This window comes from Citrobacter sp. Marseille-Q3906 (assembly GCF_916618775.1).
GTDB lineage: Bacteria > Pseudomonadota > Gammaproteobacteria > Enterobacterales > Enterobacteriaceae > Citrobacter > Citrobacter murliniae.
The window spans coordinates 657,429-671,540 of sequence record NZ_CAKAKA010000002.1 but is presented as its reverse complement, the minus strand read 5'-3'; the positions used below and the strand labels follow the sequence as shown (position 1 = coordinate 671,540).

The following is a 14,112-nucleotide window of genomic DNA, read 5'->3' as shown; positions in this document are numbered from 1 at the left end:
CGGTACGTCCCCAGGAGCTTACATCAGTAAGCGACTGGGGCGAACCACCACTGCCAACGCACCTGTGGCGTGAAAGACGAAGTGGAAACTTTCATTCGAAATTAAATTTGTGCTGTAGGTCACATTGTTATTAGAATGTTGCTGGTTGCAGTGAAAGCCAGGAGCATTTATGACCATCAAAGTTATCGTCACCGATATGGACGGAACTTTTCTCGACGACGCCAAGCAATACGATCGTGAACGATTTATGGCGCAGTATCAGCAATTGAAAAAACAAGGCATTGAATTTGTTGTCGCCAGCGGTAACCAATATTACCAGCTCATTTCCTTTTTCCCGGAACTCAAAGATGAGATCTCTTTTGTCGCAGAGAACGGTGCGCTGGTGTATGAGCATGGTAAACAGCTGTTTCACGGCGAGCTTACCCGCCATGAATCCCGTATCGTCATTGGCGAGCTGCTAAAAGATAAACAGCTCAACTTCGTAGCCTGCGGTCTGCAAAGCGCCTACGTCAGTGAAAATGCGCCGGACGCCTTTGTCTCCCTGATGTCGAAACACTATCACCGGCTGAAACCGGTAAAAGATTATCAGGATATCGATGATGTGCTGTTTAAGTTCTCACTAAATCTGCCCGATCAGCAAATCCCGTTGGTAATTGACCATCTGCATACCTCGCTGGACGGCATTATGAAGCCCGTCACCAGCGGCTTTGGCTTTATTGACCTGATTATTCCAGGTTTGCACAAAGCGAATGGTATCAGCCGCCTGCTAAAACGCTGGAACCTGTCTCCGCAGAACGTGGTAGCAATTGGCGACAGCGGCAACGATGCAGAAATGCTGAAAATGGCACGCTACTCTTTCGCCATGGCAAACGCAGCCGAGAGCATCAAATCCATTGCCCGTTATCAGACCAGTGATAACAACCATCAGGGTGCTCTGAACGTGATTCAGGCCGTGCTGGATAACACCTCCCCCTTTAACGCCTGAGCCTGTCTACCGGAGTACTCCACTCCGGTTTTCTCTCTTTTTGCATTCTGCGCCCCTCATCAAATTATTAAACTTGCATTAACTTATTTATAACTTATATTGTCATATGTAAGTTAAATTAGTTTCGAATGAAGATTTATGTGAGGTGGTTATGGCTTTTACTTTTACCAGCGGCACATTGCCTGCTGATCATAAAGCAGCAATCCGTCAGATGAAGCAGGAACTGCGGGCGCAACTTGGTGATGTCCAACAGATCTTCAATCAGCTTAGCGATACCATTGCCACGAGGGTGGCAGAGATCAACGCCCTCAAAGCGCAGGGTGATGCCGTCTGGCCGATGCTCTCTTATGCCGATATCAAAGCAGGTACTGTCACATCAGAACAGCGTGAACTGATTAAACGTCGCGGATGCGCGGTTATCAAAGGCCATTTCCCCCGCGAACAGGCTCTCGGCTGGGATCAGTCAATGTTGGACTATCTGGACCGCAACCGCTTTGATGAGGTCTACAAAGGACCGGGAGACAATTTCTTCGGTACCCTGAGTGCATCACGTCCTGAGATCTATCCGATTTACTGGTCACAGGCGCAAATGCAGGCCCGCCAGAGCGAGGAGATGGCTAATGCGCAGTCGCTTCTCAACCGGCTGTGGACGTTTGAAAGCGAGGGTAAACAGTGGTTTAACCCGGACGTCAGCGTCATCTATCCGGACCGTATTCGCCGCCGCCCACCGGGAACCACCTCTAAAGGCCTTGGAGCACATACTGACTCAGGTGCACTGGAACGCTGGCTGCTTCCGGCCTATCAGCGCGTTTTCGCCAACGTCTTTAATGGCAATCTGGCGAAATACGATCCGTGGCATGCGGCGCACCGCACTGAAGTCGAAGAGTACACGGTGGATAACACGACCAAATGTTCGGTGTTTCGTACATTCCAGGGCTGGACAGCGTTGTCCGATATGCTGCCAGGCCAGGGGCTGTTGCACGTAGTGCCTGTTCCTGAAGCCATGGCCTATATCCTGTTGCGGCCACTTCTGGATGATGTCCCGGAAGATGAACTGTGCGGCGTAGCCCCAGGAAGAGTGCTGCCAGTTTCAGAACAATGGCATCCGCTGCTGATCGAAGCGCTAACCAGCATTCCACAACTGGAGGCCGGAGATTCCGTCTGGTGGCATTGCGATGTGATCCACTCCGTAGCCCCTGTAGAAAATCAACAGGGCTGGGGTAATGTGATGTACATTCCCGCCGCACCGATGTGCGAGAAAAATCTCGCCTACGCCCATAAGGTGAAGGCGGCACTGGAAAAAGGCGCATCACCGGGCGATTTTCCGCGTGAAGATTATGAAACCGACTGGGAAGGACGCTTTAGGCTGGAGGATTTGAATATCCACGGCAAACGCGCACTGGGAATGATTTAATCATCATACAGGCCTTCTCTCTCTACGGCGGTGCGTCGTTTTCCCTGACGTATCCGCCGGACTGATTCACGTATTGTCAACGCGCCATTAAGCAACAGAGTGCCAATCGGGGCATCGGGTCGCACCAGCCGTTGCTGGAGCATATGTACCGCCTCAATGCCCAACTCATCACGTGGAACGTGTACTGCAGTTAAGAGAACATCCTGAACTGCCGCCAGATTAAAGCCATCAATACTCATCACCGAGACATCCTGTGGTACCCGTAGCCCGTGCTTTTGCAGGGCACTGATCGTCCCTGCCGCCATAAAATCCCCGCCAACCAGAAACGCGGTCGGTAGCGTTTTCGCCGACGTCTGCTTCAGCCATTCGCTTATTTGTAGCTCCGTTTCTTTTGCACTGAAACTGGGCACCACCAGTAGATCGCGTTTGTCATTAAATTTCAGATTTCGCGATTGCCACGCATCGCGGATCCCTGCCAGCCGAAGCTCCATGGTGTAACGACGCAGACAAAGCACGTTGATGATTTCCCGATGTCCCATTTCAAAAAGGTATTCGGCCGCCAGTTCGCCAACCGCGCGATGATCGGGAGCGATTGCAGGCAAACGAACATGCCTGTCGCGACAATTGATCAACACACACGGTTTGCCGACATCAACCATAAGATCATGAATATGCGGATCGTCAATGCCCAGCAAAATCACCGCCTGCGTTTCCGGCTCATTGATGCGTGTCAGAAAAAGCTGTGCATCACTATCCAACTCCTCCAGCGCGCAGTAACGCAGCCGTACTTCATGGGAAGCCAAGCCTTTACTTAAACTTTGCAGAACGCGGAAATAAAAGATATCAGACCGCTCATCGAATGCCCGTTGCGGTGCAAAAACCAACAGATTATTCAGCAGCAGTCGACCCGCAGCCATTCCCTCCATCACCCCCAGTTCCCGCGCACATGCCAGCACCTTACTCCGTGCTTTTTCGCTGGTGTTGGCCTTCCCTGCGAGAACGCGGGAAACAGTGCTGATAGAGAGCTGCGTCCGGGCAGCAATTTCTGCGATTTTTAACCTTTTATCCATTTTGTGATCTCGGTCCACCAGGTAAATGAAAAAATTTTCACAGCGTTCAGATTAAGCAGTAACTGACCTCGAAAGCATGATGCCAAATTCAGATGCATGGTTATGAGAAAGCTTGCACAAATTCTGCTATTACCGACCAAATTTCTCGCTTAAGGTTAATTTGCACAACGCTTCCATACTAGTTTGATATCAGTATTAATTAAAAAAACAATTAACTATCAAAGTGATAGATATATATCAATCGAAATGGATTTCCCCCTACATCGTCCGTCTTGTGGAGAGAAAAAATGAGTCAGGACATTAACAACACGGTTGCGGCAAATAAAACTCGCCGGGTGATTAAAAATTTGCGCTGGTATGTGCTGGTGCTTTTTTTACTTGGCGTGACGGTTAACTACATCACCCGAAACTCTTTGGGTATTCTGGCTCCGGAGCTAAAACTGAGCCTGGGTATTACCACCGAACAATATTCCTGGATTGTCGGTGCCTTCCAGCTCGCCTATACACTTTTTCAACCTCTGTGCGGCTGGTTAATTGATGTAATCGGTCTGAAGCTCGGCTTTATGGTCTGCGCATGCTTGTGGGCCATTGCTTGTATCGCTCACGCGGGTGCTGGTAGCTGGCTGCATTTGGCGATCCTGCGCTTCTTTATGGGTGGTGCGGAAGCCGCCGCCACCCCAGCCAACGCCAAAACCCTTGGCGAATGGTTCCCGAAAGCTGAACGTCCTGTTGCTGCCGGTTGGGCTGGTGTGGGTTTCTCGATTGGCGCAATGCTGGCTCCACCAATTATTTATTTCGCGCACGCCTCATTTGGCTGGCAGGGCGCATTCATGTTCACTGGTGTGCTGGCGCTGCTGTGGGTCATTCTGTGGTGGGTGTTCTACCATAATCCGGAACAGCACCCGAATCTTAGCAAAGACGAGCTGGCCTGGATCAAGCAGGATAATGAAGCCGCCCCGGTAAAACTGCCCTTTTTCACCTCTCTGAAAGATGTCGCTAAAAACAAACGTTTTTACGGTATTGCCATCCCTGCTTTTATGGCCGAACCGGCCTGGGCAGTGTTCAGTTTTTGGATGCCGCTCTACTTCGCCAAAGAATACGATATGGATCTGAAGCAGATTGCCTTATTCGCCTGGCTACCGTTTCTCGCCGCCGACCTGGGTAGCGTAGCAAGTGGTTATCTGACCAAACTCTATACCCGCCTGTTCGGCTGTTCACGAGTTAACTCAACCATCGCCAGTTCTGTCACCGGCGCATTCCTGATGATTTCACTTGCCGTGGTAGCGCTCACCCGGGATCCGATTATTGCCGTGATCCTGATGTCCATTGGCGGCTTCGGGCATCAGATCATCTCCTGCATGTTAAGTGCGCTGGTCGTAGAGTCGTTTGATAAAGGCCAGATGGCGACCGTGAACGGCATGCGTGGTTCGGCGGCATGGATCGCCAGCTTCCTGTTCTCCCTTTTAATTGGGGTTACCGCTGACAAAATCGGCTTTAACCCGCTATTCATCGCCATGGGTTTCTTCGACCTGATTGGCGCTATTTTCCTGGTGGCATTTATTGCTGAACGTCGCGCCAAGCGCGCTTGATAGTGGATGTATTGCATATGAAAACCCTGAAGACCTGGACCGTTAATAAGCAGTCGGCTCATCATCTGGAACTGCTGGTGGATAACCAGCACCACCTGTGCCTGTACGTACTGGAAGACAATCTGTTCCGCGTACTGATTAGACGCAAAGGTGAACTGGCGCTGGACAGAACCTGGAGCATCGCCCCGCAGCAAGATGTCCCCTGGGAGGGGCGTCATCGCGATGATTTAAGCGGTTTTACCTGCCCTGCGTGGACTCTGGAACAACAGGATGAAACGGTGACAATCAGCACTGAACAGCTAAGGGTCACTGTACATCACCCCCTGTGGCTGGAATGGCACTATCGTAATGACGCCGGAGAATGGCAACCGCTTGCCAGCGATCGCGCAACCAGTGCCTACCTGCTAAATGCGCACGGAGATGGCGTGGCACACTACCTGAGTCGTCGCAAAGATGAGCGTTTTTATGGCTTAGGTGAAAAAGCAGGTAATTTGCAGCGCAATGGCAAACGCTATGAAATGCGTAATCTTGATGCAATGGGTTATAACGCTGTCAGCACCGACCCGTTGTACAAACATATTCCGTTTACTATTACCCGTCGTGATGATGTGAGCTACGGTCTGTTTTATGACAATCTGAGCAGTTGCTGGCTGGATCTGGGAAATGAAATCGACAACTATCACACCGCGTATCGCCGCTGGCAGGCAGAAGCTGGTGATATTGATTACTACATGTTTACCGGAAAACGCGTCCTGGACGTCACCAAAGCGTTTGTACGTTTGACCGGAAAAACCCTGTTCGGACCTAAGTGGAGCCTGGGGTATAGCGGCTCGACAATGCATTACACTGACGCCCCGGATGCACAGAATCAGCTAATGAACTTCATTCGCCTGTGCGATGAGCATGCAATACCGTGCGATTCATTCCAGCTCTCTTCCGGCTATACCTCGATCAATGGTAAGCGCTACGTCTTCAACTGGAACTACGATAAAGTGCCGCAGCCGAAAGTGATGTCCCGCGCCTTCCATGAAGCTGGACTGAAACTCGCGGCAAACATCAAACCGTGCTTATTGCAAGACCACCCACGCTATAACGAAGTCGCCGAAAAGGGCCTGTTCATTCGTGATTCAGAAACGAATGCGCCGGAACGCTCAAGTTTCTGGGATGACGAAGGGTCTAACCTCGACTTTACCAACCCACAAACCATTCAGTGGTGGCAGGAAGGAGTTACTACCCAACTGCTGGAAATGGGCATCGACTCGACCTGGAACGACAACAACGAGTTTGAAGTCTGGGACGGTGAAGCACGCTGCAACGGCTTTGGTCAGGAGATTGCTATCAAGCACATTCGACCAGTGATGCCACTGCTCATGATGCGCGCCTCGCTGGAAGCACAACAGCGATTTGCCCCGGAAAAACGTCCCTATCTGATCTCGCGTTCAGGCTGCGCCGGAATGCAACGCTACGTGCAAACCTGGAGCGGCGATAACCGTACCAGTTGGGACACACTGCGCTATAACACGCGGATGGGGCTGGGGATGAGTCTTTCCGGGCTGTATAACGTCGGTCACGACGTTGGCGGTTTTTCAGGCAACAAACCAGATGCCGAACTGTTTGTACGCTGGATACAAAACGGCGTGATGCACCCACGCTTTACTATCCATTCCTGGAATGATGACCATACAGTCAATGAACCCTGGATGTACCCAGCCGTCACCCCGGCTATTCGCAGCGCGATTGAACTACGTTACCGTCTGCTGCCCTACTTTTATACGCTGCTCTGGCAGGCGCATGCCGACGACGAACCAATGCTGCGTCCTACGTTCCTCGACCATGAACACGATGAGCAGACATTCGAAGAGTGCGATGACTTTCTGCTTGGCCGCGATATTTTAGTCGCCAGCGTGGTTGAGGCGGGCCAACGCCAGCGTCGCGTCTGGTTACCGGACAATGAAACCGGCTGGTACGATTTCTACACCCACGAATGGTTCTCCGGCGGTCAGTGGATCACCCGCGATGCCCCGCTGGAAAAACTGCCGCTACTGGTGCGTGCAGGTGCCGGTTTGCCAGTCAGCGAACGTATCAGTCACGTCAGTGTAGAGGAAGACAATAAGCGTGAGCTGAAGTTGTTCCCACTCAAAGGTGTGGGAACGGCAACAGGTCTGCTGTTTGAAGACGATGGTGAAAGCTGGGGCTATCAGAACGGTAATGCCTTGTGGGTTGAATGGGAGATGATATGTGACAGTTCAACCATTAACCTCAAGGTTAAATCCCGTGGCGATTATCGTCCGGCGTGGAAAGCGCTGAAAGTTTCGTTACCGATAGGGGAACAACGCCAACTGTTGGTGAATGGTAAAGACGGGAGTGAGTGGGTGGTGTAATTGAATGCCGGGTGGCAACTTCGCCTTACCCGGCTTACAAGGCAGACTATTGGCCCGGTCAGCGTAGCGCCACCGGGCCACAATGTTTAGCCGTCGATCCCTTTACTACGCAGATAATCTTCGTAGTTACCGGTGAAGTCGATTACGCGTTCCGGCGTAATTTCAATCACGCGAGTTGCCAGCGAACTCACGAACTCGCGGTCGTGAGAAACGAAGATCAGCGTGCCCTGATACATTTCCAGCGCCATGTTCAGCGATTCAATCGATTCCATATCCAGGTGGTTGGTTGGTTCATCCATCACCAGAATATTCGGTTTCTGCATCATCAGCTTACCGAACAGCATGCGTCCTTTTTCACCACCGGACAGCACCTTCGCAGGCTTTTTGATATCGTCCTGGCTGAACAGCAGGCGACCGAGGAAGCTACGTACAACTTGCTCATCGTCCCCTTCCTGTTTCCACTGGCTCATCCACTCGAATACGGTCAGATCGTTTTCAAACTCATATTCGTGATCCTGCGCGTAGTAACCTACTTGCGCGTTTTCAGACCACTTCACCGTACCGTTATCCGGCTGCAGTTCACCCACCAGCGTTTTCAGCATGGTTGATTTACCCACGCCGTTAGCGCCCAGGATGGCAATCTTCTCGCCCACTTCCAGAAGCAGGTTGAAGTTTTTAAACAGTGGGCCTTCATCAAAGCCTTTAGCCAGCGCTTCCACTTCCAGCGCGTTACGGAACAGTTTCTTATCCTGCTCGAAACGGATGAATGGGTTCTGGCGGCTGGAGGCCTTCACTTCATCGAGTTTGATCTTATCAATCTGGCGCGCACGAGAGGTCGCCTGACGAGATTTCGACGCGTTAGCACTGAAGCGGCTGACGAAAGATTGCAGATCGGCAATCTGCGCTTTTTTCTTGGCGTTATCTGCCAACAGACGCTCGCGAGCCTGCGTTGCCGCCGTCATATATTCGTCGTAGTTGCCTGGGTAAACACGCAGCTCGCCGTAGTCCAGATCCGCCATGTGCGTACAGACCATGTTCAGGAAGTGACGGTCGTGCGAAATGATGATCATGGTGCTGTCACGCTCGTTCAGCGTCTGCTCCAGCCAGCGGATGGTATCGATATCCAGGTTGTTCGTTGGTTCGTCGAGCAACAGAATATCCGGGTTAGAGAACAGCGCCTGTGCCAGAAGCACACGCAGTTTCCAGCCAGGAGCGACTTCGCTCATCGGTCCGTAATGTTGTTCTACCGGAATACCCACACCCAGCAGCAATTCGCCCGCACGTGCTTCTGCGGAGTAACCGTCCATCTCGCCGTATTTCACTTCGAGGTCGGCAACTTTATAGCCGTCTTCTTCGCTCATTTCCGGCAGCGCATAGATACGATCGCGTTCCTGCTTCACTTCCCACAGTTCAGCGTGCCCCATAATAACGGTGTCCAGCACAGTGAACTCTTCAAAAGCAAACTGATCCTGACGCAGCTTACCGATGCGTTCATTCGGATCGAGTGAAACGTTACCCAGCGTCGGCTCAAGATCGCCGCCGAGAATTTTCATAAAAGTGGATTTACCGCTACCGTTCGCGCCAATCAGGCCGTAACGGTTGCCGCCGCCAAATTTGACGGAAATATTTTCAAACAGCGGCTTACTGCCGAACTGCATGGTGACGTTGCTGGAAACTAACACTGGCGTATCCTGAAAGAAATATGTGACAAACCGCTTATTATGCCATAACTCTAAAATAAGATCGCGCCTTCGTGCTGAAGGGATAAAGTGAAAGCAAACGGAAAAAAATGTGATTTAGTACACATCCGAATTCCTTGTTGCTCAGAATGCACATATAATGCGTGCCCAACACTACATAAATCTCAACCCACTAGCCTGCTTGGCTTCAGAATCTCGCAAAAATGAATATGAAATTGACAACGCTTTTCGCGGCGGCGCTCGCGGTAGTTGGTTTTTGTAATACCGCTTCAGCCGTCACGTATCCGCTGCCTACCGATGGTAGTCGCTTGATTGGCCAGAACCAGGTCATCACCATCCCTGAAGGTAATACCCAACCGCTGGAGTATTATGCGGCTGAATACCAGATGGGTCTGTCCAACATGCTGGAAGCAAACCCAGGCGTGGACACCTTCCTGCCGAAAGGCGGTACCGTACTGAACATTCCGCAGCAGTTGATTCTGCCGGATACCGTACATGAAGGTATTGTTATCAACAGCGCTGAAATGCGTCTGTACTACTATCCAAAAGGCACCAATACCGTGATCGTTTTACCAATTGGTATCGGCCAGTTAGGCAAAGACACGCCTATCAACTGGACCACCAAAGTGGAACGTAAGAAAGCGGGTCCAACCTGGACGCCAACGGCGAAAATGCACGCTGAGTACCGCGCTGCGGGTGAACCGCTGCCAGCCGTAGTTCCGGCAGGCCCGGATAACCCGATGGGCTTGTACGCACTGTATATCGGTCGTCTGTACGCTATCCACGGGACCAACGCTAACTTCGGCGTCGGCCTACGCGTCAGCCACGGCTGCGTGCGTCTGCGTAACGAAGACATCAAATTCCTGTTTGAAAATGTTCCGGTCGGCACTCGCGTACAGTTTATCGATGAACCAGTGAAAGCCACCACTGAACCAGATGGTAGCCGTTACATTGAGGTGCATAACCCACTGTCAACCACTGAAGCGCAGTTCGAAGGCGGGGAAATTGTTCCGATTACCCTGAACAAGAGCATTACCAGCATCACCGGTCAGTCTGATGTTGATCAGTCCGTCGTTGAGCAGGCAGTACAAAACCGTTCCGGTATGCCGGTTCGTCTGAACTAAGCAGACCAGAAACGAAAAAGGCGGATGAATCATCCGCCTTTTTTATTGCCTCTTTGCCGCTATCACATCAGCAACAACAATCCATATCCTACCAGCATCGCCCATATCAGCATCGGCACCGAGTACAGATGAAAACGCCACCAGATACGCCGGTCGTTTGCCATCCGTAATGCAATAATATTCGCCAGCGATCCCTGCAACAGGCCAAAACCGCCAATATTAACAGCCCAGGCCAGCAACTGCGTCGGTTGCACATAGTTCAACAGCAAAATCGTACCGGGAACATTACTGATAAACTGTGACAAGCCGATTGCCGTCAACCATAGCCCCGGCGCTGAGAGCGCCCCAATCTGGTTAGCTATCCCTTGCAACAGGGGTAATTGCGTCAGCAAATGTACATCAATGAACATCGCCATAAACACCAGCAATAACGTCCAGTCCACGCTGAGTATCACGCGACGAGCCAGGACCGTGAACCCCGCAGCCACAATCGCCAGCCCCCAGAGTTCCTGCTTCAATTCCAGAGCCGTCAAAAAGACGATATAGAACACCAGACAACTCCACACCAGCCGAGGTTGCCAGTCAGGCGCAGATGTACCGGTATGATAATGCAAGGCTTTATGCGGAAAACTGAACCAGCAGAGCACCACCAGCGTCAGCATCATGGCGCCAGCAAGCGGTGCCATTTGCCAGGTAAACGCCGCAAATGAAAGGCCAGAGCGTCCCCACATCAGGATGTTCTGCGGATTTCCTATCGGCGTCAGCAACGATCCGGCGTTAACCGCCAGTGCCTCAAAGATGATGAGGCGGTTAACCGGGATAGCGCACAGTTTTTTCAGGGTAATCGTCAGCGGAACGACAATAAATAAAGCAACATCGTTGGTCAAAAACGTCGACAGTAACGCCGCAGCCAGCACCATAAATATTGCCAGCTGACGTTCCGTGTTGAAACGGCGAGTCATTTTTCGCCCTAACACGTCAAAGTAACCGCTTAACTCCACGCCTTTGGTGAGTAGCATCAGACCACTGAGCGTAATGATCGTGTGCCAGTCAATTACCCCCGGCCAGCTCCGGGGCGCAAACGGCGTCAACAGACTTAGAATAATCCCGACGATGATTAGCAACTGGAAAAAGCGATCGCGCTGCAAAGCGCGTAGTAAAGGAAAACTCATTCAGAGCCTGTTCCATGTTGTTGCGTAAACCGGCTAAAAGCCTCCAGCGTTTCCTTGCTCACGTGGTGTTCCATGCCCTCCGCATCACGACGGGCAATTTCTGGACTGATCCCTAACATCAGCAGAAAATTTTCCACAATCTGATGACGCTCGCGACTCTCCTGAGCCAGTTTCTCGCCCTCTGCGGTTAAAAACACACCGCGCCAGGGGATCATTTCAATCAATCCTACTGACGCCAGGCGCTTCAGCATTTTGGCAACGGTGGGCTGGGAAACCCCAAGACGTGCCGCCATATCCACCTGGCGCGCTTCACCGACTTCGATAATGAGATCGGAAATCAGCTCAACGTAGTCATCAATCAGTTCGCGTCGATGCGCCTCCCTGACCTGGCGAAACCCTTCAACGTGTTCTTCAACATTCACCAATTGCGTCACTTTTTTTGTTGTTGGCGTACCTGCGCGACGACTCATTCTGCTTCCTCGTTACTGTGACGCGTTAACGGCATCTGATTAGAGAGCGCTCATTGTAAACCAGAGTTGCGTGGGCACAAAAAATTAACGTTTTAGCAATAGCTATATAATATAGCCTGTGCTATATCTGTATATAATAAAGACATCCCTCAAGGACTGATGGGATCGTGAAGTCAGGAGGTTCATATGAATGAATTCAAGAGGTGTATACGCGTGTTTAGCCATTCTCCCTTTAAAGTACGGTTGATGCTGATCTCTATGCTGTGCGACATGATTAACAGCAAACCAGAGCAGGAAAAACCTTCAAGTAAATAATGCGGCGTCGCGGTACGCCGCTTCATTTTCCTGCTGTAACGTAGTTACGGTGACAGATTACGCCCCAATAACCCTTCTTTTTGTCCGTTTTGCCACTGCCATCCCAAAACAATTTCTTTGTAGTAGTTGACCTTCTCCTGCGCACACTCTATCTTTTCGCAGCCCTGCGTATATTGCGGCTCGCAGATGCGGACCTCATCCCTCTTCTCGCTCTCTCAGGCAGGCAATGACCCTTTGCGCCAGGGTAAGCACATGGCGTTTTTGCAACAGTGGCATATGAATTTAACCCTCAAAGACTCACTTATTGCTCGTAGCCGGGCTATTAGCCCGTGGACTGGCCTTTATTTCTTACAGTCTCTGCTGATCAACCTTGCACTGGGCTACCCGCTTAGCCTGCTCTATAGCGCCGCTTTTACCTGTATATTGCTGCTACTTTGGCGTTATGCGCCGCGCACGCAGAAAGTGCTGATTGGCATTTGTTCATTGATTGCGGCGATGTACTTTCCGTTCGGCCAGGCTTACGGCTCGCCAAACTTTAATACCTTGCTGGCGCTGCACTCGACCAACATGGAAGAGTCCACCGAGATCCTGACGATCTTCCCCTGGTACAACTACCTGGTTGGGGTATTTATTTTTGCGCTTGGCGTTATCGCCGTTCGCCGTAAAAAAGAGATGAACAGACCACGCTGGAATAAGCTCGATAGCCTGTGCTTGCTGTTTAGCATCGTGGCGTTCTTTGTTACTCCCGTGCAAAACCTGGCCTGGGGTGGTGTATTTAAACTGAAAGACACTGGCTACCCGGTATTTCGTTTTGCTAAAGACGTCATCGTTAACAACAACGAAGTGCTCGATGAACAGGAGCGGATGGCGAAACTGGCAAGCGTCAAAGATAGCTGGACAGTGACAGGGGTAAAACCCAAATACCATACCTATGTCGTGGTGATTGGTGAGAGCGCCCGACGCGATGCGCTAGGTGCGTTTGGCGGTCACTGGGATAATACCCCATTTGCCAGTAGCGTTAATGGCTATATCTTTGCCGATTACATTGCCGCGAGCGGTTCAACGCAGAAGTCACTTGGCTTAACACTGAATCGGGTGGTCGATAATAAGCCTCAGTTCCAGGACAACTTTGTCACCCTGGCTAACCGCGCTGGCTTCCAGACATGGTGGTTCTCTAATCAGGGGCAGATTGGAGAATATGATACAGCGATAGCAAGCATCGCGAAGCGGGCCGACGAAGTACATTTCCTCAAAAACGGTGACTTCGAAGCCGATAAAAACACCCGTGATGAAGCGCTGTTGAAGATGACCGCTCAGGTATTGGCAACCGAGCGCACCCAGCCACAACTGATTGTGCTGCATTTAATGGGTTCACATCCGCAGGCCTGCGATCGTACACAAGGGAAGTACGAAACATTCGTCCAGTCGAAAGAGACCTCCTGTTATCTGTACACCATGACGCAAACGGATGACCTGCTGCGCCAGCTTTACGATCAGCTACGTAACAGCGGGGATAGCTTCTCGATGGTCTATTTCTCCGATCATGGACTGGCCTTTAAAGAACGTGGAAAAGAGGTGCAGTATCTGGCACATGACGATCAGTTCCAGCAGAACTTCCAGGTTCCTTTTATGGTACTGTCCAGCGATGATAAAGCACATCGGGTGATTAAAGCCCGTCGCTCCGCGAATGATTTCTTGAGTTTCTTCTCTCAGTGGACAGGGATCAGTGCGAAGGAAATTACCAACAGCTACCGTTTTATCTCAGAGAAAAAAGCCGGGCCGGTTTACATCACCAACTTCAAATTGCAGAAGGTGGATTACAACCATCTGGGTACCGACATTTTCGAGACAAAATCACGCTAGCATCCAGAACCGCACGCAAAAAAAATCCG

Annotated in this window: 11 protein-coding genes; 7 read left to right on the top strand and 4 right to left on the bottom strand. The window is 51.2% G+C overall.

Going from position 1 to position 14,112, the window contains the following annotated elements; genetic code table 11:
• Positions 1 to 169: 169 nt before the first annotated feature.
• The gene (locus LG384_RS07450) at positions 170 to 985 is read left to right on the top strand and encodes a Cof-type HAD-IIB family hydrolase (RefSeq protein WP_048221789.1); all 816 of its coding nucleotides are present in this window, start codon (positions 170 to 172) and stop codon (positions 983 to 985) included.
• A gap of 151 nt (positions 986 to 1,136) precedes the next feature.
• Positions 1,137 to 2,399, top strand: a complete 1,263-nt coding sequence (locus LG384_RS07445; RefSeq protein WP_225760688.1) for a DUF1479 domain-containing protein — start codon at positions 1,137 to 1,139, stop codon at positions 2,397 to 2,399.
• On the opposite strand, the gene LG384_RS07440 is transcribed toward LG384_RS07445, so the two are convergent.
• Positions 2,396 to 3,469: a LacI family DNA-binding transcriptional regulator gene (locus LG384_RS07440; RefSeq protein WP_045441198.1), complete on the bottom strand. Its 1,074-nt coding sequence runs from the start codon at positions 3,467 to 3,469 to the stop codon at positions 2,396 to 2,398. The two genes, LG384_RS07445 and LG384_RS07440, sit on opposite strands and share 4 nt — an antisense overlap.
• A 287-nt stretch (positions 3,470 to 3,756) precedes the next feature.
• Here LG384_RS07440 and LG384_RS07435 point away from each other — a divergent pair, with 287 nt between their 5' ends.
• Together LG384_RS07435 and LG384_RS07430 are read left to right on the top strand one after the other, a co-directional pair.
• Positions 3,757 to 5,058 carry an MFS transporter gene (locus LG384_RS07435; RefSeq protein WP_045441197.1) on the top strand — a complete coding sequence of 434 codons (1,302 nt, stop codon included), beginning with the start codon at positions 3,757 to 3,759 and terminating at the stop codon, positions 5,056 to 5,058.
• Between the two features lie 17 nt (positions 5,059 to 5,075).
• On the top strand, positions 5,076 to 7,439 hold the full coding sequence (locus LG384_RS07430; protein ID WP_225760687.1) for a TIM-barrel domain-containing protein: 2,364 nt from the start codon (positions 5,076 to 5,078) through the stop codon (positions 7,437 to 7,439).
• 86 nt (positions 7,440 to 7,525) lie between these two features.
• Here the strand turns inward: LG384_RS07430 and LG384_RS07425 are convergent, their stop codons facing one another.
• Complete coding sequence (locus tag LG384_RS07425; RefSeq protein WP_048221791.1) at positions 7,526 to 9,121, bottom strand: ABC-F family ATPase; 1,596 nt, start codon at positions 9,119 to 9,121, stop codon at positions 7,526 to 7,528.
• A 221-nt stretch (positions 9,122 to 9,342) separates the two neighbouring features.
• On the opposite strand from LG384_RS07425, the gene ldtB reads away from it, so the two are divergent.
• Complete coding sequence (gene ldtB, locus LG384_RS07420) at positions 9,343 to 10,263, top strand: L,D-transpeptidase (protein ID WP_045441194.1); 921 nt, start codon at positions 9,343 to 9,345, stop codon at positions 10,261 to 10,263.
• 62 nt (positions 10,264 to 10,325) lie between these two features.
• Here ldtB and LG384_RS07415 read toward each other — a convergent pair whose 3' ends face one another.
• Both LG384_RS07415 and mntR read right to left on the bottom strand, forming a co-directional pair.
• Positions 10,326 to 11,435: an anion transporter gene (locus LG384_RS07415; RefSeq protein ID WP_225760686.1), complete on the bottom strand. Its 1,110-nt coding sequence runs from the start codon at positions 11,433 to 11,435 to the stop codon at positions 10,326 to 10,328.
• Positions 11,432 to 11,905 (bottom strand): manganese-binding transcriptional regulator MntR, encoded by a 474-nt coding sequence (gene mntR, locus LG384_RS07410; protein WP_045441192.1) that lies wholly within the window; start codon positions 11,903 to 11,905, stop codon positions 11,432 to 11,434. The genes LG384_RS07415 and mntR overlap by 4 nt, the downstream gene beginning before the upstream one ends.
• A gap of 186 nt (positions 11,906 to 12,091) precedes the next feature.
• Between mntR and mntS the strand changes: the two genes are divergently transcribed.
• The gene (gene mntS / locus LG384_RS07405; protein WP_045441191.1) at positions 12,092 to 12,220 is read left to right on the top strand and encodes a manganase accumulation protein MntS; all 129 of its coding nucleotides are present in this window, start codon (positions 12,092 to 12,094) and stop codon (positions 12,218 to 12,220) included.
• A 276-nt stretch (positions 12,221 to 12,496) separates the two neighbouring features.
• Positions 12,497 to 14,083 (top strand): phosphoethanolamine transferase, encoded by a 1,587-nt coding sequence (locus tag LG384_RS07400; protein WP_136345462.1) that lies wholly within the window; start codon positions 12,497 to 12,499, stop codon positions 14,081 to 14,083.
• The last annotated feature ends 29 nt before the right edge of the window (positions 14,084 to 14,112 follow it).